The sequence below is a fragment of the Paracoccus sp. MBLB3053 genome (assembly GCF_031822435.1).
Taxonomy (GTDB): domain Bacteria; phylum Pseudomonadota; class Alphaproteobacteria; order Rhodobacterales; family Rhodobacteraceae; genus Paracoccus; species Paracoccus aurantius.
This window is the reverse complement of sequence record NZ_JAVQLW010000001.1, coordinates 105,879-124,323: the sequence shown is the minus strand read 5'-3', so window position 1 is coordinate 124,323 and position 18,445 is coordinate 105,879. Positions and strand designations below refer to the sequence as shown.

The 18,445-nt window shown below is 62.4% G+C and carries 20 protein-coding genes; 6 read left to right on the top strand and 14 right to left on the bottom strand.

Annotated elements, in window-relative coordinates; translation table 11 throughout:
- Window positions 1-174: 174 nt before the first annotated feature.
- Complete coding sequence (locus RGQ15_RS00630; RefSeq protein WP_311158274.1) at window positions 175-603, top strand: VOC family protein; 429 nt, start codon at window positions 175-177, stop codon at window positions 601-603.
- Between the two features lie 43 nt (window positions 604-646).
- Here RGQ15_RS00630 and RGQ15_RS00625 read toward each other — a convergent pair whose 3' ends face one another.
- A complete protein-coding gene (locus tag RGQ15_RS00625; protein ID WP_311158273.1) occupies window positions 647-1,168 on the bottom strand; it encodes a MarR family winged helix-turn-helix transcriptional regulator in 522 nt (173 codons plus the stop codon).
- Window positions 1,169-1,268: 100 nt separating this feature from the next.
- Entirely contained in the window at window positions 1,269-1,517 is a 249-nt protein-coding gene (locus RGQ15_RS00620; RefSeq protein ID WP_409201325.1) for a succinate dehydrogenase assembly factor 2, read from the bottom strand.
- A gap of 105 nt (window positions 1,518-1,622) precedes the next feature.
- Here RGQ15_RS00620 and RGQ15_RS00615 point away from each other — a divergent pair, with 105 nt between their 5' ends.
- A complete protein-coding gene (locus tag RGQ15_RS00615) occupies window positions 1,623-2,825 on the top strand; it encodes a pyridoxal phosphate-dependent aminotransferase (protein WP_311158272.1) in 1,203 nt (400 codons plus the stop codon).
- A 4-nt stretch (window positions 2,826-2,829) separates the two neighbouring features.
- Here RGQ15_RS00615 and RGQ15_RS00610 read toward each other — a convergent pair whose 3' ends face one another.
- Entirely contained in the window at window positions 2,830-3,093 is a 264-nt protein-coding gene (locus tag RGQ15_RS00610; protein ID WP_311158271.1) for a hypothetical protein, read from the bottom strand.
- A 102-nt stretch (window positions 3,094-3,195) separates the two neighbouring features.
- Here RGQ15_RS00610 and RGQ15_RS00605 point away from each other — a divergent pair, with 102 nt between their 5' ends.
- Window positions 3,196-4,080, top strand: coding sequence for a LysR substrate-binding domain-containing protein (locus RGQ15_RS00605; RefSeq protein WP_311158270.1), 885 nt, complete (start codon window positions 3,196-3,198; stop codon window positions 4,078-4,080).
- Between the two features lie 36 nt (window positions 4,081-4,116).
- On the opposite strand, the gene aspA is transcribed toward RGQ15_RS00605, so the two are convergent.
- The 5 genes from aspA to RGQ15_RS00580 form a co-directional block, all read right to left on the bottom strand.
- The gene (aspA, locus tag RGQ15_RS00600; RefSeq protein WP_311158269.1) at window positions 4,117-5,523 is read right to left on the bottom strand and encodes an aspartate ammonia-lyase; all 1,407 of its coding nucleotides are present in this window, start codon (window positions 5,521-5,523) and stop codon (window positions 4,117-4,119) included.
- Window positions 5,524-5,823: 300 nt separating this feature from the next.
- Complete coding sequence (locus RGQ15_RS00595; protein WP_311158268.1) at window positions 5,824-6,729, bottom strand: hypothetical protein; 906 nt, start codon at window positions 6,727-6,729, stop codon at window positions 5,824-5,826.
- Window positions 6,730-7,827 carry a hypothetical protein gene (locus RGQ15_RS00590; protein ID WP_311158267.1) on the bottom strand — a complete coding sequence of 366 codons (1,098 nt, stop codon included), beginning with the start codon at window positions 7,825-7,827 and terminating at the stop codon, window positions 6,730-6,732.
- 168 nt (window positions 7,828-7,995) lie between these two features.
- The gene (locus RGQ15_RS00585; protein WP_311158266.1) at window positions 7,996-8,889 is read right to left on the bottom strand and encodes a LysR family transcriptional regulator; all 894 of its coding nucleotides are present in this window, start codon (window positions 8,887-8,889) and stop codon (window positions 7,996-7,998) included.
- A 36-nt stretch (window positions 8,890-8,925) separates the two neighbouring features.
- Window positions 8,926-9,390, bottom strand: coding sequence for an Lrp/AsnC family transcriptional regulator (locus RGQ15_RS00580; RefSeq protein ID WP_311158265.1), 465 nt, complete (start codon window positions 9,388-9,390; stop codon window positions 8,926-8,928).
- A gap of 110 nt (window positions 9,391-9,500) precedes the next feature.
- Between RGQ15_RS00580 and putA the strand changes: the two genes are divergently transcribed.
- Complete coding sequence (gene putA / locus RGQ15_RS00575) at window positions 9,501-12,854, top strand: bifunctional proline dehydrogenase/L-glutamate gamma-semialdehyde dehydrogenase PutA (protein WP_311158264.1); 3,354 nt, start codon at window positions 9,501-9,503, stop codon at window positions 12,852-12,854.
- Window positions 12,855-12,998: 144 nt separating this feature from the next.
- Here the strand turns inward: putA and RGQ15_RS00570 are convergent, their stop codons facing one another.
- From RGQ15_RS00570 to RGQ15_RS00545, 6 genes are all read right to left on the bottom strand, one after another.
- Window positions 12,999-13,787 carry a DUF1217 domain-containing protein gene (locus RGQ15_RS00570; RefSeq protein WP_311158263.1) on the bottom strand — a complete coding sequence of 263 codons (789 nt, stop codon included), beginning with the start codon at window positions 13,785-13,787 and terminating at the stop codon, window positions 12,999-13,001.
- On the bottom strand, window positions 13,784-14,188 hold the full coding sequence (locus RGQ15_RS00565) for a flagellar biosynthesis repressor FlbT (protein ID WP_311158262.1): 405 nt from the start codon (window positions 14,186-14,188) through the stop codon (window positions 13,784-13,786). The genes RGQ15_RS00570 and RGQ15_RS00565 overlap by 4 nt, the downstream gene beginning before the upstream one ends.
- Window positions 14,185-14,550, bottom strand: coding sequence for a flagellar biosynthesis regulator FlaF (flaF, locus tag RGQ15_RS00560; RefSeq protein WP_311158261.1), 366 nt, complete (start codon window positions 14,548-14,550; stop codon window positions 14,185-14,187). The genes RGQ15_RS00565 and flaF overlap by 4 nt, the downstream gene beginning before the upstream one ends.
- Window positions 14,551-14,627: 77 nt before the next feature.
- Window positions 14,628-15,470 (bottom strand): flagellin N-terminal helical domain-containing protein, encoded by an 843-nt coding sequence (locus RGQ15_RS00555; RefSeq protein ID WP_311158260.1) that lies wholly within the window; start codon window positions 15,468-15,470, stop codon window positions 14,628-14,630.
- 164 nt (window positions 15,471-15,634) lie between these two features.
- Complete coding sequence (locus tag RGQ15_RS00550; RefSeq protein WP_311158259.1) at window positions 15,635-15,946, bottom strand: hypothetical protein; 312 nt, start codon at window positions 15,944-15,946, stop codon at window positions 15,635-15,637.
- Window positions 15,943-16,188: a hypothetical protein gene (locus RGQ15_RS00545; protein ID WP_311158258.1), complete on the bottom strand. Its 246-nt coding sequence runs from the start codon at window positions 16,186-16,188 to the stop codon at window positions 15,943-15,945. The genes RGQ15_RS00550 and RGQ15_RS00545 overlap by 4 nt, the downstream gene beginning before the upstream one ends.
- 106 nt (window positions 16,189-16,294) lie before the next feature.
- Between RGQ15_RS00545 and RGQ15_RS00540 the strand changes: the two genes are divergently transcribed.
- Both RGQ15_RS00540 and RGQ15_RS00535 read left to right on the top strand, forming a co-directional pair.
- Window positions 16,295-17,674, top strand: coding sequence for a flagellar hook-length control protein FliK (locus tag RGQ15_RS00540; RefSeq protein WP_311158257.1), 1,380 nt, complete (start codon window positions 16,295-16,297; stop codon window positions 17,672-17,674).
- 11 nt (window positions 17,675-17,685) lie between these two features.
- Window positions 17,686-18,342, top strand: coding sequence for a flagellar hook capping FlgD N-terminal domain-containing protein (locus RGQ15_RS00535; RefSeq protein WP_311158256.1), 657 nt, complete (start codon window positions 17,686-17,688; stop codon window positions 18,340-18,342).
- The last annotated feature ends 103 nt before the right edge of the window (window positions 18,343-18,445 follow it).

Genomic DNA, 18,445 nt, shown 5'->3' with positions numbered 1-18,445 from the left:
CCTGCATGGGCGGGATGGGTCAACGTATCTCTTGGCGGCGTTCCACGGCGCTGCCTGTTGCCGTGGTGGGCAGGGCGCAATCCATTCGATCTGCGCGCTTTCAGGCAACCATTCCGTCCCGTTGCGGTTGGTTGTCCGACCTGTCATCTTGGCCGGACAATCGGGAGATATGCCATGAAAATCCGCTATCTGCACACCATGGTGCGCGTCCTTGACCTGGAAAAGTCGATGGAATTCTACAGGCTTCTCGGGCTCGAGGAGGTGCGTCGCATCGAAAACGACAAGGGGCGCTTCACGCTTGTCTTCATGGCGCCGCCGGACCAGCCGGAATGTCCGGTCGAGCTGACCTGGAACTGGGACGGGGACGAAGGTCTGCCATCCGACAGCCGTCACTTCGGCCATCTCGCCTACCGGGTCGGAAATATCTACGACATGTGCCAGAAGTTGATGGATGCGGGGGTCACGATCAACCGTCCGCCGCGCGACGGTCATATGGCCTTCGTGCGCAGTCCGGATAATGTCTCGATCGAACTGCTGCAGGAAGGTGAGCATCTGCCGCCGCAGGAGCCCTGGGCCAGCATGGAGAATACCGGGCACTGGTAAGACCGGCTCTGCCCGCTGGCCGCGTCGCGGCCGGCGGGTGTTCTCAGTAGATGTAACGGATCTGTTCCAGCCAGAAGCGTTCGATGCGGCGCCATTGCAGGTTCACGATCTCGATCGCGGGGTCGTCGAGCACGCCGGACAGATCCAGCCCCTGCGCGTGACGAGCGAACAGACCGGCGACATTGTCGCGGACCTCCTGCCCGGCGGGGGTAAGTTTCACGCGCACCGAACGGCGGTCCATGTCGCAGCGTTCATGGCTGAGATAGCCCAGATCGACCAGCTTCTTCAGGTTGTAGCTGACATTCGACCCCTGATACATCCCGCGCGAGCGGAGCTCACCCGCAGTCACCTCATAGCTTCCGAGGTTGTAGATCAGCAGGGCCTGAACCGGCGTCAGATCGGTGCGTCCAAGCCGTTCGAATTCATCCTTGACCAGATCCTGAAGCAGTCGGTGCAGTCGTTCGAGGATCTGCAGGCTTTCAAGATAAGCATCGGCGCGCGCCACGCTGGGGGCGGGCCGCAGGGCAGGCACCGGCCGAACCGGGCTGGGGCTGGTCTGGGGCATCGGCTCAATCCGTTCAAAGTCGCGTTTCCAGGGACCTTGGACGAGATTTCCGAATCTCCGGTTAATCCGGGCGATAATTCCTGCCGCTTGCATAAAACTTTCAGGATTTCGGGCCGAGCCGGCCGATCGCGAATTCCGAGATCCGGTCGAGCAGTCCGATCAACGCATCGGGGCCCGGGTTCTCGCCGGACATGCGCGCCGTGATCCAGGGGTAGAGGTCCTGATCGTTTTCGCCGAGCAGGGTTTCATAAAGATCAAGATCGTCGGCATCGAGCTTTTCCAGTTCGGTATCAGAGAAGGGGCCAAGGATCAGGTCCATTTCCTTCATGCCGCGCCGCCAGCTTCGCATCCGCAGCCGCTTCAACCTTGCCTCGTCCATTCCTTCGCCCCCGGCTTGTCTGTCCACGGCGCCGCGCCTATGACTTCAGGCACCCCAGCCGCAGGATGAATTTCGATGAGCCTTTTGTCCCAGACACTCGCCCGCGTCAAACCCTCGCCCACCATTGCGATCACGGGCCGCGCCCGCGAACTCGCGGCAGAGGGTCGCGATATCATCAGCCTTTCGGCCGGTGAGCCCGATTTCGATACGCCGAAACATATCCGCGAGGCGGGCAAGGCCGCGATTGATGCCGGGCATACCCGCTACACCGCCGTGGACGGCATCCCCGAGTTGAAGCGCGCGATCTGTGACAAGTTCAAGCGCGAGAACGATCTGGACTATACCCCCGAACAGATCACCGTCGGCACGGGCGGCAAGCAGATCCTTTACAACGCGCTGATGGCGACGCTGAACCCCGGCGACGAGGTGATCATCCCGGCGCCCTATTGGGTCAGCTATCCCGACATGGTGCTGCTGGCGGGCGGAACCCCTGTCGTGATCGAGGGCGCAATGGACAACGGCTACCGCATCACGCCGGAACAGCTCGAGGCCGCGATCACGCCCAGAACGAAATGGCTGATCCTGAATTCGCCCTCGAACCCGACCGGCGCAGGCTATGGCGCAGCCGAGATGCGCGCCTTGACCGATGTTCTGATGCGCCATCCCGATGTCTGGGTGCTGGCCGATGACATCTACGAACATCTCGTCTTCGATGACTTCAAATTCGTGACCCCGGCTCAGATCGAACCCGGCCTGAAGGACAGGACCCTGACCATGAACGGCGTCAGCAAGTCCTATGCCATGACCGGTTGGCGGATCGGCTATGGCGCAGGCCCGGTCGAACTGGTCAAGGCGATGGGCAAGCTGCAGTCGCAATCGACCTCGAACCCGACCTCGATCAGCCAATATGCCGCGCTGGCCGCGCTGGAGGGTCCGCAGGATTATCTGGAAGAAAGCCGACTTGTGTTCCAGCGTCGCCGTGACCTGGTGGTCGAAGGCCTGAACAAATGCGCGGGCATGACCTGCCCGGTGCCGCAGGGGGCGTTCTATGTCTATCCCTCGATCCGCGACCTGATCGGCAAGACATCGGCGGGGGGCACGCTGATTTCGGATGACGAGGCATTTGCCACGGCGCTGCTGGACGAAACCGGGGTCGCGGTCGTCTTTGGCGCGGCATTTGGCCTAAGCCCACATTTCCGGATTTCCTACGCCACTTCGGACGAGGTGCTGGCGGATGCGTGCGACCGCATCCGCCGCTTCTGCGAAGGGCTCGCCTAAGCCCTTACCAGAGATGCTTGCGCAGCGCTTCGCCGTCGATCGGGCGGCTCTCCGCGCGGGGGGGCGCCGGCATGGATACGCCGACATCGCGCAAAAGATGTGGCGGCAACTCGGACAGGATCTTGCGGGTGGCTGGGTCGTCGAGTGCTGCCGCGCGGTCCATCGTCGCTACATATAGACGCTGCTTATTCTTGGTTCCGAGCCCAAGAAACGAGAGGATACGGTCGACAAGCCCCTTGGGCTGCCGCTGAGACGCGCAGTCAAACATTGCATTTCTCCGCAATGTGCATGGTTGATGAACAATGTCACAATGCTACTGTTGCGCCGCCTTGACCAACAAAGGCTCTGCACACATCCATAAGGCAACCTTATGTCCATTCCGTCGCTTGCCGCGCTTCGCGCCTTCGAGGCGGTGGCTCGACACCTGAGCTTTACCCGAGCCGCCGAAGAGCTTGGTATGACGCAGGCCGCAGTCAGCTATCAGATCCGGATGCTGGAAGAGCGGCTCGGCGCACCTTTGTTCTTGCGCAAGACGCGCGAGATCAGCCTGACCGAAACCGGTGCCCTTTTCGCGCGCCCGACCATCGACGCCTTCGATCTGCTGCGCGAAACCTATTCGGAACCCTCTGCCGACACCGTCTCGACGCTGTCGATTTCGACCGTGCCGACATTTGCCGGGGCGTGGCTGTCGCCGCGCCTCGGCAAGTTCCAGATGAGCCATTCCAATCTCGCGGTCCGGCTTGAGACCAGCGACAATCTCGTGGATTTCGGACGCGAGGATATCAGCGTGGCGATCCGCGCGGGCGACGGGAAATGGCCGGGACTGGCCTCGCATTTCCTCATGCATGTCGAATATACGCCGATGCTGTCGCCTGAACTCGCGCGCAGGATCGACATCCGTGAGCCCGCGGATCTGTTGCGACTGCCCCTGCTGGACACGGCCGATCCGAACTGGGCGGTCTGGATGCGGGACGCGGGGGTCGAATATCCCGAATGCCCGCCGCGCGCGGGGCTGACGCTGTCCACGGATCTGCATGAGGCACGCGCGGCGCTGGCGGGTTACGGCGTGGCGCTTCTGACGCCGCGCTTCTTCCGCTTCGAGCTTGCGACGGGAAGCCTGATCCAGCCCTTCCCCCAGGTGTCGAAGAACGGGCGGGGCTATTGGCTGGTCTATCCGCAGGGTCGGCGGAATCGGCCCGCGATCCGCAAGTTCCGGGCGTTCCTGCTGGATGAAATCGAAAGCGACCCCGGCTGATAGCCGGGGCCGTCACCCCTGGGGGCAGGGGATGGATCAGGCCACGAAGGGCACAGGGCGGGTCAGCGTCTCGGGGCGAAGGATTGCGTCAAGCCGATCCTTGGGCAGCAGTCCCTTTTCCAGCACGAGTTCGTAGACGCCGCGCCCGGTCAGGTGGGCTTCGGTCGCGACCTCGGTCGCCGCCGCATAGCCGATATAGGGGTTCAGCGCGGTCACGATGCCGATCGAGCGGCGGACGGTTTCCTTGAGCACGTCGCGGTTCGCGGTGATGCCGCGAACGCAATTGTGCTCGAGGGTCGAGAGACCCGCGACGAGGTGATCGACCGAACGGAACATGCTGTATGCGATGACCGGCTCGAAGGCGTTGAGCTGCAACTGACCGCCCTCGGCCGCCAGCGTGATGGTGACATCATTGCCGATCACCTCGAAGCAGATCTGGTTCATGACTTCGGGGATGACCGGGTTCACCTTGCCCGGCATGATCGACGAACCGGCCTGCTTGGCAGGCAGGTTGATCTCGTTGAAGCCCGCGCGAGGACCGGACGAGAGCAGGCGAAGGTCGTTGCAGATCTTGGAAAGCTTCACAGCGACCCGCTTCAAGACGCCCGAGGTCTGGACGAATGCGCCACAATCCTGCGTCGCTTCGACGAGGTCGGCGGCAGTCACGACCGGAATGACGGTGATCTCGGCCAGACGGGCGCGGACGCGCTCGGCATATTCCGGATGGGCAGTGATGCCGGTGCCGATGGCGGTGGCGCCAAGGTTGATTTCGCAGATCAGTTGGGCCGCTTCGGCCAAGCGCTGCTCATCCTCGCCGATGGTGATGGCGAAGGCGTTGAATTCCTGGCCCAGCGTCATCGGTACTGCCTCCTGCAGCTGGGTCCGGCCCATCTTCAGGATGTCCTGGAATTCGACGCCCTTCGCCTCGAAGGCGCCGCGCAGCGAGGCAAGCGCGCCGATCAGCTTCTGGATGCCCTTCCACGAGGCCAGCCGCAGCGCCGTCGGATAGACGTCGTTGGTCGACTGGCTCATGTTCACATGCTCGTTCGGGTGCAGGTATTTGTATTCACCCTTGGCGTGACCCATGATTTCCAGCGCGCGGTTTGCGATGACCTCGTTCGCGTTCATGTTGGTCGAGGTGCCCGCGCCGCCCTGGATCTGGTCGACGATGAACTGATCGTGCAGCTTGCCCGAGCGGATCTCTTCGCAGGCGGCGACGATGGCGTCGCGGCGCTCGGACGAAAGCAGGCCCAGATCGGCATTGGCCATGGCGGCGGCCTGCTTGATTGCGGCCAGCGCGCTGACCAGTTCGGGGATCTCGCCGACCTTGCGGCCCGAAATCGGGAAATTCTCGACCGCGCGCAGGGAGTGGACGCCCCAATAGGCGTCGGCGGGAACTTCGCGGTCGCCAAGCAGATCGTGGTCGATACGGGTCTTCATCATGTTCACCTCGGCTGCATGCTTCGGCGGCCCGCATCATGCGGGTTCCTTCCGGTCAGGCAGGTTCTAGGAATTGGTATCTTATCAGGTTTTCGAAGGTTTTTCGCCCTCTTGTCGGGCACATCTATGAGCGGGCAGGGGTGAATTCCAATGCCAAGTCGCGCTAGGTTATTCCTATCCGGAATAAAGTTCGGCCTGCTTCAGCCCTGCTTCGGGAAAAGCCGGGAAACGTCGCTTTTCGCCGCCCCCTGCGTCACATGAAGGTGATCCCGGCCGGCATGTCCAGAAGCAATGTCGCCGCGCTCATGGGCTGTACGAAAGATCGTCGGCAAAGGCCGCGCGGATCTCGTCAAGGCTTTTGGCGCTGAGCCGGGGTCGGGGTATCTCTTCCTGTCCGGGCAATGGCTCTGCCTTCAGCAATTCGTGCCGGGCGGCCTTGCGCTCTTTGGTGCCAGCGGCGATGTCGCGGAACAACTGCCGTGCAAGCTCGATCTTGAACCCGGGCAGCGAGCCATTCACCCGTTTGCCGGGCAGGGCAAGGCTGGCCGGGGGCAGGTGAAAGCGTTCGGAAATCCCCTTCATGAACACATCCGGCGCCTCTTCCAGAAGCTCATAGCCGAGATGCGACACCTTCTGGGCTCCGAAGTGGTCACGCCACGGTTCGGCCAGCTTGTCGAAGCGCAGCGCGTCGATGCCTTCCTGCAGAAGCAAGGCCCAGAATTCATCCAGCGACATGTCGAGCCGGACCCAGCGGATTCCGTCCATATAATGGCTGGGAAACAGCGTCTCCTGCTTGCGCGTGGTGAAGACTATCTCGACCTCCCAAGGCTCGAAGGCCTCGGCAATGGCTTCGGCGGTGGCGCTGTTATGCCGGTAATAGCGCGCCTCGCCGTGCTTGAGCACGAAGAATGTCGGGGGATGGCCAAGGAAGTTCTCGTCGGACACGACAAGATTTGTCACGCCCATCGCCTCGGCCGACTCGGCAAACTTGCGCAAAAGCTGCCGGGCGTTTTCGACCCTTTTCTTCGTGGGTTTCATGTTCAGCGCGACAAAGGCCCAGCGAATGGTCCGGAAATCATCCGCAAGGCCGGCAAGGTTACGCGCATCCGCTGCGCCACCCACGATTTGCCCGCCCAGACCGGTCTTGAGCGCCGACTGGACCATGGTGGTTGCGGTCTTGTGCGGACCGGGGTGCAGGACGATGCGCATCTAATCTCGGACCGGCAGAATAGAATCCGGCCAGCTTGCGAAATCGGGGTTTCGGGCAGCCTGTCTCAGGTCGCGACGTTGTCGCTTGGATTCGGTGGCCTCGGCCTTTTGCTCCGCGGTTCGTTCTTCTTTCGGGATGGCCTTTATTTCCTTGATCTTGTCCGTGGCCTGCTTCTGCGCAAGGAAACTTGACAGATTGTTCGGGCTCATCTCCTCAAGTTTCGAGAAGCAGGTGAATTCCCTGGTCAGGTCCTCGAAATAGCCTTCATAGCGCGTGCCATAGAGGAACTTCGGCGAATGGTAATGCAGGATCACGGCATCTTCGCCGTTCATGCGGCTTACGGTTTCGTCGATGCGCTCAAGCTTCTTCCCGGGCATGTCGGGCTCGGCTTCCTTGCGCGACAGCGACAGGTTCCAGCGGTTCTCGAGAAGGTGGTAAGCCCAGCCCGCCCGTGCAATCGCCACCGGCATGGAGATCTGGTCGAGCCATGGGCGACTTTCCTCGACCTTGGGGTTGGCACCGATCTTCTGCGCCGTATCCAGCCAGAGCGCACCGAAATTCGGAAAACCGGCGACGGCCACGTTCGGAAAGCCGACCACGCCCGCATTGAAATAAGGTTTCGAAGGACGGCCGCTCCGCGCAAGGTTGATCGTTTCCTCGGGGGGCTCCATGTCGAACATCTTGTAGACGCGCGGCCATCTTTCCTCGGATTTGCCCCATGTCATCACGCCTTCGGGCGCCGCCGAGACGGTGTTGTCGTGCAGGATCTCGGACGGTTCGAAAGCCTGCCAGAGCACGATATCCGTATCGAGAAACAGGGTGAAACCGGTCGAGCGCGGCTCGGCGCAGGCCAGGATCTTGTTGCCATGCGGGTAGGGTGGATCGAATTTCCCGGTCGCCTCGAAATAGCGGATCTCGGCATTGTTCGCCTTGAAGAACTCGCTGACCTGGGGTGGGATCATCTCGGCTTTTTCGGCCGGACAATAGCCGATCACTTCGATCTCCGGCATGTGGCGCCGGATCGACGCCACAAGAAGGATGCCGTCAGCTATGAGTTTCGGAGGGTCCAGTACGAAAATGATGCTGGTATCTTTCATCGCCTTCCTCAGTGACAGTGACCTGGTGCTTTCGGATAGCTTTAACGAAAGTTAACGAACGGCATCGCGGCGCTGTCAACGAGAGTCGACGGGTCTGTGGCGAGATCCGGCAGAATTGCGCAATTCCCTGCTGGGTTTGTCGAAACAGCACCAAAATCGGGCTGGAATTCAGGCCGAGGGCTGCTCGCGATCCATGTGTTCGGCGGCGCGCCAGACCTGCCCCGTAATGCCACGACCGCGCGAGGGATTGCGGTAAAGCCTGATTTCCATGGGCAATTCAGGTGCAACCACTTCCAACCGGCCAGCAGTGATTTCGGCTTCGACCAGCAGGCGTGGCAGCCAGACCACGCCGTGACCTGCCACGGCCATGCTTTTCATCGCCTCGGCCATGGAGGCTTCGTCAATATGGGCAACATAAACCTTGGGCGCCCCGGGCTGGGCCTGCGCGATTCGGGTCATCTGGTTCAAGAACGAACCTCGGGAATATTGCAGCAACGGCATGCCCTCGCTGAGCCATTCGCCCGGCCATCCCGGCCGCGCCACCGCAACGAGGCTGTCGAGCCCGACAACCAGATGCGGGTAAAGCTCGGGGTCCAGTGGGATATTCACCTGGGGATGGGCATAGGTCAGAAAGAAATCGTAGCCCCCCTCGGCAAGTGCCTCGACGCAGCGGTCGAAGTTTTCAGGCTTCACGCGGCTCGTCATCTTGCCCGCGACAGCCTTCAGGCGCATCAGCCAGCCGGGCAGGAAAGTCACGCTGAGGCTGTGCAGCGAAAGGAACGAAATCTCGCCCCCCCGAGAACGCGAATGTTCGCGGAACTCGGCGCGCCGCGCATTCAACATTCGAACCGCCTCTTCAGCGGTTTCGCGAAACAGCACCCCTTCGGGCGTCAGGGTGACGGGATAGCTGTCACGCGACAGCAGATCCGCCCCGATCCATTCCTCGAGCGCGCGAATCCGGCGGCTGAAGGCACTTTGGGTGACGCCGCGCAATTCCGCCGAACGCGAGAAGCTGCGCGTCTCGGCCAGCGTCACGAAGTCCTCGAGCCATTTGAAGTCCATCAGGTTCCAAGTCCGTCGGAGTGGGTGGACGGGCGCTTACAGCTCGGTCCAGTTCTGTTCAACCACCGCCTCCATCGAGACATAGCTGGTGGTGGCGTGGATGTGCGGCAAGGCCGATATCTTTTCGGCCATGATCCGTCGATATCCGGCCATGTCCTCCGAGCGCACTTTCAGCAGGTAATCGAAGCCGCCGGCGATCATGTAGCATTCCTCGACCTCGGGAATCGCCCGAACCGCGGCGTTGAATGCCTCGAGCGCCTTTTGCCGCGTGTCGGATAGGCGCACCTCGACATAGGTGACATGGGTCAGGCCCAGCTTCAGCGGCGAGAGGATCGCGCGGTATCCGGTGATGAGACCCATTTCCTCCATCTGCTTGATCCGCAAGGCAACCGGGGTCTTGGACAGGCCGACCTTGCGCGCCAGCTCGGTGATCGGAATGCGGGCATTGGCGACGAGCTCGCGCAGGATCTTGACGTTCGTTGCGTCCAGGATGTCATCCATGGTCTGCGACTCGCTTGAAAAATGTTATGATCGTCTAATCATCTGACACAGATTGGTCACATCGTCCATGCGTCACGGGCTATCCAGCCGACAAACCGCAGGAGAACATAATGTCCCAGACCCGCCTTTCCGATCTCGGCCCTGACAGCAAGTTCCAGGACGAACGGGCTTTGCTCGATCGGCTGGTCGCCGAGGCCGGGCTGGATGTTTCCGATCGCACGGCCATCACCGCCCGAGGAGCCGGCCTGGTGCGCCGCATCCGCAGCGAAGCGCGCCCGACCCTGATGGAGCATTTCCTTGCCGAATACGGGCTTTCCACGCGTGAGGGCGTCGCGCTGATGTGCCTTGCCGAGGCCATGCTGCGCGTTCCCGACCGCGACACGATCGACGCGCTGATCGAAGACAAGATCGCGCCGTCGGACTGGGGCAAGCATATGGGTGAGGCCTCGTCTTCGCTGGTCAACGCCTCGACCTGGGCATTGATGCTGACCGGCAAGGTTCTGGACGATGAACAAGGCGGCATCGCGGGCACGCTGCGCGGCGCCATCCGTCGCCTGGGTGAGCCGGTGATCCGCGCCGCTGTCGGCCGCGCCATGAAGGAGATGGGCCGCCAGTTCGTTCTGGGCGAGACGATCAACAAGGCGCTTGTCAATGCGCAGGCCCGTGAAAAACAGGGCTTTACCTATAGCTATGACATGCTGGGCGAGGCCGCGATGACCGCTGCCGATGCCGCGCGCTATGCCCGCGACTATGCCGATGCCATCACGGCGATCGCCAAGGCCTGCACCAAGGGCTCGGTGCAGATGAACCCGGGCATCTCGATCAAGCTGTCCGCCCTACATCCACGCTACGAGGTCGCGCAGGAAGCCCGCGTCCTGTCGGAACTGGTTCCTGTCGTCCTGAAGCTGGCGCAGCAGGCCAAGGCTGCGGGCATGGGGATGAATATCGACGCCGAGGAGCAGGATCGCCTGGTCTTGTCGATGAAGGTCATCGAAGCCGTCATGTCCGATCCCTCTCTCGCGGGCTGGGACGGGTTCGGCATCGTGGTCCAGGCCTATGGCAAGCGCGCGGGGCTGGCGATCGACTGGCTCTACGAACTCGCGACCCGACTGGACCGCAAGATCATGGTGCGCCTGGTCAAGGGCGCCTATTGGGACAGCGAGATCAAGCGAGCACAGGTCGAGGGCCTGCCCGGCTTTCCGCTGTTCACCTCGAAGGTCGGGACCGATGTCAGCTATATCTCGAATGCGCGCAAGCTGATCGACTGCGCTGATCGCATCTATCCGCAATTCGCGACGCATAACGCCCATACGGTCGCCGCCATCCTGCACATGGCGCAAGGCATCGAATTCGAGTTCCAGCGCCTGCATGGCATGGGCGAGCGTCTGCACGACATCGTCCTGCGCGAAAGCAAGGGGCGCTGCCGCATCTATGCACCGGTCGGCGCGCATCGCGACCTGCTGGCCTACCTGGTCCGCCGCCTGCTTGAAAACGGCGCGAACTCGTCCTTTGTGAACCAGATCGTCGATGAATCGATCGCCCCCGAGGATGTGGCGGCCGACCCCTTTGCGGCGCTCGCGACCGCCAAGGCACCCGCTGGGCTTGCCGCGCCCGACAAGATCTTCGGTGAAGCTCGTGCAAACTCGCAGGGCTTCGACCTGAGCGACGAGGCGGTGCTTGCAAAAATCTACGCCTCGCGCGAGGTGGCGATCCCCGATGCCGCGCCGATCACCGTTTCGGCGCCGACCGGCCAGGCCATGCCGGTGCGCAACCCCGCGACCGGCGAAGCCATCGCCGAAGTGATCGAGGCCGATCAGCGCACGGCGACGCGGGCGATTGCCGATGCCGCGGTCTGGGACGCGGCCCCGGTGGCCCGTGCCGAAGTGCTGCGCCGCGCGGCCGACCTCTACGAAGCGAATGCCGGGCTGATCTTCGCGACGCTCGCGCGTGAGGCTGGCAAGACGCTCGGTGACGCTGTCGGCGAGTTGCGCGAAGCTGTCGACTTCCTGCGTTACTACGCAGCCGAGGGCGCGGCGGATCAGCGCAAGGCGCGCGGCCTCGTGGTCGCGATCAGCCCCTGGAACTTCCCGCTGGCGATCTTCAGCGGTCAGATCGCGGCGGCCCTGATGGCGGGCAATGCCGTCCTGGCCAAACCCGCCGAACAGACGCCGTTGATCGCGGCAGTCGCCGTGCGCTTGCTGCACGAGGCCGGCGTGCCCGCATCTGCGCTGCAGCTTCTGCCCGGTCAGGGCGGAACCGTCGGGGCGGCCCTGACTTCGGATGCGCGCGTCAATGGGGTGGTCTTCACCGGCTCGACCGACACCGCGCGGATCATTGCCCGCGCCATGGCCCAGCACATGGCGCCCGGAACTCCGCTGATCGCGGAAACCGGTGGACTGAACGCCATGATCGTCGATTCGACCGCGCTGCCCGAACAGGCCGTGCGCGACGTCGTCGCATCGTCCTTCCGTTCGGCGGGACAGCGCTGTTCGGCCCTGCGCTGCCTTTACGTTCAGGAGGATATCGCCCCGCATCTGATCGAGATGATCAAGGGCGCGATGGATGAACTGGTCGTGGGCGATCCGATGCTGCTCAAGACCGATGTCGGCCCGGTCATCGATGACGAGGCGCGCGAGGGTATCACCACTTACCTGCAGCAGAAGCAGAACCGCGTCGCCCATGAAGTGCCGACCCCTGCACAGGGCAACTTTGTCGCGCCGACCCTGCTGACGGTGAACGGGATAGATGAACTCGAGCGCGAGATCTTTGGCCCGGTCCTGCATGTCGCGACCTTCCGAGCGGATGATCTGCCCAAAGTGCTCGATGCGATCAACGCGCGCGGTTACGGCCTGACGTTCGGGCTGCACACCCGGATCGATTCGCGCGTCCAGGATGTGTCGGACGCGATCGATGCAGGCAATGTCTATGTCAATCGCAACCAGATCGGTGCGGTCGTCGGCTCGCAACCCTTCGGGGGCGAGGGACTGTCGGGAACCGGACCGAAGGCGGGCGGCCCGCTTTACCTGAACCGCTTCTATGCGCCTGCGCCAGTCGCGACAGATGCGGCGGCCCAGGCCCCTTCAACGCCGACCGAGGATGAGCTGTTCATGCCCGGCCCCACCGGTGAGATGAACCGCCTGCGCTTCGTGGCCCGTCCGCCGGTCCTGTGCCTTGGCCCCGGAACCGAGTTGCGCCAGGTGCAAGAGCGCGCGGTCAGGGCGCTGGGTGGTCAGGCACTTGCCGCAGACGGCTTGAACCAGGCGAATGGCGCCGAATTCTCGGCGGTCCTTTGGTGGGGTGACGAACAGAAGGGGCGCGAAATCGCGACCGCCCTGTCCCGCGAGGACGGAGCCCTGAGACCGTTGATCACCGCCATGCCCGACCGGGCCCATGTCTGCCATGAGCGCCACCTTTGCGTCGATACCACGGCGGCAGGTGGCAATGCTGCCCTGCTTGCGGGCTGAAAAGTCGCGGGCCGAGGCTCGGATCGTCAATCCAACAGGATCGACGAGCTGAGCCCGGCGGGTCGATCAAAACTCATCAGGCCGCGCCGTGAGAATGGCGCGGTCTGCCATCCGGCTTTTACCGCTTTTCGTGCCTGGTCTGTTTCATCCCCCGTTGAGGATCGCGAGCGCCGTCGAAAACGGCGAATAGACCGAGCCCGAACTGAACTGGGAGCGGAGCAGGTAGGTCTTGATGAGATCCTCGACTGCCCCGGTTTCGATGAATTGTGACGGATCGCTGCTGCCGGTCATTTGCTCGCAACGCAGTTTCAGTTCTTCGACCTGCCGGTCTACGTCCAACTGGCCAAAGGAACTGCTCAGACCGAAGGCGCCTTCGAATATCTTCCTCAGCGGCGTCGATCCGATGATCTGGTACCATTTGGTGTTTTCGGCGGAATCCGATTTCGCGAGTTCGGGCAATTCCCGGCGGGCGTTCAGGGCAAGTTCGATCTCGGCGTGGCTGCTGCCCACATTCTTTTCGAAGCTGCGGGTCACGTAGAGATCAAGAATGCTTCCGCTATCCATCCTGTCGCTCGCCGGCTCGGTGCCCGAGCCGAGGCCGAGCGCCTTGTTCAGCCTGAGATAGCGCTTGTCGGAAAGCCTGTTGACCAGGCTCGAACTGTCATCCGGGTCGGCCTCGAGGACACGCCTGATGAACTGGCGATTGCCGATGTCATTGTCGAGCCCGAAGGCCCTCAGAGCCACGCTGAGCAACTTGTAATCTGACACCAGATCCTCGGCGGCCGTCACCTGGGGCAGCCGCTCGGCGAAATAGTCGCGCGACGCCGTGATCTGAGCGTCCTTTTCCAGAACGGCGCGCTGGACCGAGGCCGTGCGCTCAAGGATCTTCCAGCCCAGATAGCCACCATTTCCGGCCTGAACGAGATAGCTCACGAGCCATGCCCGGCAAGCAGCGAGGCCTCCAGCGGCAGGAGTCCTCGCAATAGCTTCATGGCAAGATAAAAATTGCCCTCGCGCAGATGCCGCGCCGCGTCGTCAAGCAATTCGCGGGTCGCACCCAGAGGGAACACCTGCGCGAGCTGGGCAATGCCTTCCAGGGCCTGTTCGCGACCGTGATCCTCTTCCGCCTCGGCCGTCAGGACAAGCTGGCAGATATAGCAGATCCGGCTGACCGGGGTCTGTGCTTCGGCAGGATGGATCGCATCGCGCAGGCGCAGGATCGCGGCATTCGGGGTCTTGATCGAGATCCGGGTGCGCCGCTCGCCATTCTCGATCACCGCGCCATTGACAAGGATGCGTTCGTTCGGGGCAAGCTTGAGGATCAGACCGCTCATTCCATCTCTCCCCCGCGCAGACCTTTCATGACGGTCATGTTGATGTCGATCAGCACATCGGTCGTCGCCGCGCCGGCCAGAACCGTCCTGCCATGGCGAAGCGAGAAAAAGGCAAGGGCCAGAAGCCCCGCCCTGATTTCATCTGGCAGGCCGTTTCCGGGATCGGCCAGATCCGTCGCCAGAAGCGACCAAAGTTCATTGTTCTTGCCGACAGCCGCGATCGTTTCGCAGCAATCGCAATTGCGCGGAGCAAGCCGGAGCATCCGGGTAATCCGCGAGAACATGTCGTATTCGATATCGCGGGCGCTGCGGAGACAGACATTTCCGTAGGCGTGGTCGGATTTGGTCAAGACTGCGTTCACGTCGATTATTCCCGATTTCCCCGGGCAGATCCTTCGTCGCGAGTGAAGGGGCGCCGTGGCGCCCCCGTGCTTTGTCATCAGCGGAACAGCGACAGGATGGCCGACGGCGCCTGGTTCGCGATCGACAGCGCCTGAACGCCGAGCTGTTGCTGGGTCTGCAGCGCCTGCAGGCGCGCCGATGTCTCTTCCATGTCGGCATCGACCAGAGAGCCGATCCCGCTCTTGAGCGAGTCGGCCAGTTTCCCCACGAAGTTCGACTGATCCGAGATCCTCTTGCCGGACGAACCGAGCTCGGCCGCGCCGACAACCGCGATATCGATCAGCGCCTCGATCTCACCCAGGGCGGTCGCGGCCGTCGTCCGGTCGGTGATTGCGGTCACGGTCGCGCCTTCGATATCCGCTTCGAAATCGACCGAGTCGACCGTGATGGCATTCGCGGTCGTAGCCACGGTGCCGTTGGTGCGGTCGAGCGAGCCCAGAACGCTGAAGCTGGTCTGCCCGGCGACCGGGTTCGTCTTGAGCAGGTTCACGCCGTTCATCTGGGTGCCCTGGATGATCGAGGTGATCTGCTCTTTCTTGGCCGCGATGTCCGTCTGGATCTTGGTGAAATCTGCCGTATCGCTGTTCGCGCTGACGGCGAGATCCTTCATCTCGTTCAGCAGATCCGCGATCTGCTCGGCGCCGACCCTGGCCGTCGCCACCGTCGCACCCGCAACGTTGAGGTTGGACTGGATCGCCTTGAAGGCCGACTGGTCGGTTTCCATCACTTTCGAGATGGCCCAGATCGCGGCATTGTCCTGCGCGTTGGCGACGGATTTCCCGGTCGAGATTTCCGACTGTGCCTTGGCGAGGTTCGAGTTGATCCCCTTGAGCGTCTGAAGGGCGACGAGGGCGCTGTTGTTGGTCAGAATGCTGGACATTTTTTGCTCCATGACTGGGGTATTCACCCCGTTGCAAATACGGCCTTCTGACCTTCTGGGAATTGCCCCAGGTGCATTTCAGCACAATTCCGGAATACTCCGGCAAGAATGAATAAATGCTGAATTGCGACCCTTGATCAAATCAATACAGCACGGGTTTTTATTCAAAATCTCATGATCTTCTGCGTCTTGACGGGATTGCTTTCCATATGACCCGATTTGTCATAGCAGGCGAACTCGCGCGAGATCCGCAACAAACCTTCGATTTCCTGGCGCGCCCGCGCGAGCCCTTCGCAGCTTGCCGCCGCCAGTGTCCGGATTGCCTCGAACTCTCTGATGATCGCAATGCGGTCCTCTGCGGCGACTGACGTGTCCGCGAGCGCTTTTGCAAGATTTCCCATCGCGTTTTCTGCTTGCTCTGGATGGAAAGACTCGATTGCGGCCCGAACTTCCCGGGCGAGGTCGAGCGCGGTCATGGCCGGATGCCCGGCCCAATAAGCCGAAAATCCAACCGGCTGGCCAGGGCCTCGGCATGCGCTTCGATCAGAAACCCGGCGAATTGCTCCTCGCCGATTCCGCCGGAAAAACTTCCGGACATTGGCTTTGGTCCGGCGTGTTTCAGCATTTCCTGAAGGAATGCCTTTTCGAGCCCGTTGGATAAATCTTTATCAATTGTTTCTCGATCCGCTCGACTTTGGGTGATGCTCTCTATTCTCAAGATTAACCTCTAAGATTTTCACGATGATCGTGACTTTATCCGGCTTGCGTAAATATTTGGTAATCAAACTCGGCTACCCGAGAGAGGTACACGAGAGGACCGCGACATGCTCAGACCCGAGCTTTTCCTGCCCGCTTCCATTCTGGCCGCGCCGAATTTGCAAATGGCTTCGCTGGAGGGCGACGGGCTTTTCGGGGAACTCGTCGATCTGGTCGGGGGCGATGAAATCCCCGACCCGCCCTCGGCCCAGGCTCTGAACGAAGAACCGCCGGAGGCCATGCCCGAGGATGAGGTGATATTGCTTTCTGGCGACGCGGCTGCTGTGCCACCGCCGCTTCCGCCTTCGATTCCTGCTCTCGATGCGGAAAGACCCGTTCCCGAAGCGGTTCGCAGCCACGTAGACGTCGCCACGGAAGGCGCGCCTACTCCCCAGCCCGTTCTACCGGAAGCGGAGCTGCCACAGGCGGAGCTGCCGCGTCCCGAATTAGACACGGTTGCGTGGTATGCCTCGCCGGTTACTCATCCTTTCGTCGCGGCGGGGCGCGCCAATGGTTTTCCCTTTGCGCGGGATACAAGCGGATCGGCGTCCGAAGACCTCGCGGCACTGGCCGCGCAGCCCGAGATCGGAACCAAGCGATCGACCATTGCCTTTGCGCCGGACATTGTTCTTGCGCCCGGCTCGGCGATCGCCCCGCCCGCGACCGCGAATGGTCCGGCGGTATTTTACCGCCCAGGCGCATTGGCGGGCGAGGATCTGCCGATTTCGCTCGACCGACCGGACGGGGTCGCATCAGATCGGGCCGCATCGGTTCGGAACGCATCGGATCGGGACGCAGCAGAACCTGCGCATGCGCCGGATATCGACCGGCGTCAGGCGTCGGCCGACCGCGTTGAAGCCGAAGCGCCGCAGGAAAGCCCGGCTTCTCTGGAGGTGGAAACTCTCACTCCAGTCGAGCCGGATGAGCAAGGGCAGATGGCCGATGAGGCGATGACGGCAGAAGTGAGGATGCATCCCGGTCGGGACCGGATTGGCGAAAGCGCAGGACCGGCTGTGCAGGCCCAAACACGTTCTCTGCCGCAAGAGCCGAAAGAGGTGATGCGCCAGATAGCCGATCGGATGGTCACAAGCGATGAGGCACGGATCGAGGTGACGCTGAGCCCGGAAGAACTGGGCAAGGTTCGCCTCGTCATGTCATCGGGAGAGACGCCGACCGTGACGGTCTATGCGGAACATCGGGACACGCTGGAGTTCCTGCGCCGGCACGGCGAGCTGCTCGCGCGCGAGCTGCGGGATACCGCATTTGCCGGCGCCGCGTTCTCGTTCTCTGACGGTGACGGTGACGGTGACGGAGCAGGCCAGCGCCCGCAGCGGGCTGCAGGACGCAGCCAGACGGCCGGCCGAGCACATGCAGTCGTCCCATCGACCGAGCCGCAGGCGGGCCCGGACCGCCCCATCCTGGCGCGGCAAATCGACATTCGCATCTGAAGGGAAACACGATGGTCAACGCGATCAGCGATATTTCGGCCAGCAGCTCAACCAGTTCCTCGCCCGCCAGCACGCAAACCGCGTCAATCGGCGGGGACTATCTGACCTTTCTGCGCATGCTCACCACCCAGCTGCAGAATCAGGACCCGCTGAACCCGATGGAGGGCAGCGAGTTCGCGGTCCAGCTTGCCACCTTCTCGGGGGTCGAACAGCAGGTGCGCACGAATGAGCTGCTTGCCCAGCTGGTGGAAGGGACGGGCGGAACATTGAGCCAGCTCGCGGATTGGATCGGTCGCGAGATCCGGACGACTTCCGAGGTCTGGTTCGACCAGGATCCGCTGACACTGGTGATCGAGCCCGAGGACGAAGCAGAGAGCGTCACGCTTGTCACGCTCGACAGCCAGGGACGGGAGGTCCGGCGCGAAGAAATCGGGACCGGTTCGGGCGAGGTCGACTGGCTTGGCAGGGACGCCAATGGCGAACCGCTGCCCTCGGGGAGCTATCGTTTCCGGCTTGAATGTCTTCGTGACGGCGAACTGATCGGCATCAAGGATGTCGGGGTCTACGCGCGTGTGACCGGGGCCGAGATCGGAAGTGCGGGCCCTCGGCTGATCCTTGAGGGCAATCTCGCGGTGGGGGTGGATGAAGTGACCGCGCTGAGGGAGTGAGGCATGCTCGATCCCAGCTCGTGGGCGCTGCCGGGGGCTGCGCCTTTGCGCAAACGTTCATGCGCGACACCTCCGCCTGCAGGGCGTCGAACGAACCCGGGCG